The organism is Caballeronia arationis (genome assembly GCF_001544975.2).
In the GTDB taxonomy this organism is placed as follows: Bacteria; Pseudomonadota; Gammaproteobacteria; order Burkholderiales; family Burkholderiaceae; genus Caballeronia; species Caballeronia arationis.
This window is the reverse complement of the sequence record NZ_FCOG02000496.1, coordinates 1-1,008: the sequence shown is the minus strand read 5'-3', so window position 1 is coordinate 1,008 and position 1,008 is coordinate 1. Positions and strand designations below refer to the sequence as shown.

Sequence of the window (1,008 nt, the reverse complement as noted above, 5' to 3'; positions counted from 1 at the left end):
CATGCAATTCCTCGACGATTCCCTGCACCCCGAGAACCAGGACAAAGTGGTCATCACGGTCGCGCCGTACGGCCCCGAATGGATGCCCGCCGACTTCCCGGAAGACATTCCGGTGACGATGGAAGAACAGGTCCAGAAGGCGGTCGACTGCTATAACGCGGGCGCCACTGTGCTGCACCTGCATGTGCGTGAACTGGATGGCAAGGGTTCCAAGCGCCTGTCGAAGTTCAACGAACTGATTGCGGGCGTGCGTGCGGCGGTGCCGGACATGATCATCCAGGTCGGCGGCTCGATCTCGTTCGCACCGGAAGACGACGGTCAGGCAGCGAAGTGGCTCTCCGACGACACCCGCCACATGCTCGCCGATCTCGATCCGAAACCCGACCAGGTGACGGTCGCGATCAACACCACGCAGATGAACATCATGGAGTTGCTGTATCCGGAGTATCTGGAAGGCACCTCGCTCGCGCATTCGGCGATTCATGCCGCGTATAGCGAAATGACCGTGCCGGCAGGGCCGGCGTGGGTGGAGGAGCACCTCAGGCGACTGCAGGCGTCGAATATCCAGCCCCACTTCCAGCTGACCGGCATCCATGCGCTGGAGACGCTCGAACGCCTCGTGCGCAAGGGCGTGTACACGGGTCCGCTGAACCTGACGTGGATCGGCATCGGCGGCGGCTTCGACGGCCCGAACCCGTTCAACTTCTTCAACTTCGTGCACCGTGCGCCGGACGGCTGCACGCTGACCGCGGAGTCGCTTTTGAAGAACGTGCTGCCGTTCAACATGATGGCGATGTCGATGGGCCTGCATCCGCGCTGCGGCATCGAGGACACGATCATCGACCAGCACGGCAACCGCATGACCTCGGTGCAGCAGATCGAGCAGTGCGTGCGCGTCGCCCGCGAACTGGGACGCGAGATTGCGAGCGGCAAGGAAGCGCGCGAGATCTACAAGATCGGCGTGCAGTACAAGGATGCCGACGAGACGCTCGCGCAGATGGGCATGGC

1 protein-coding gene is annotated in these 1,008 nt (G+C 62.9%); it reads left to right on the top strand.

Annotated features, from left to right (window positions below; translation table 11 throughout):
• Position 1 precedes the first annotated feature (1 nt).
• Positions 2-1,008 (top strand): beta-keto acid cleavage family enzyme (locus AWB81_RS43450; protein ID WP_062644768.1); only part of this gene is annotated, 1,007 nt, incomplete at its 3' end.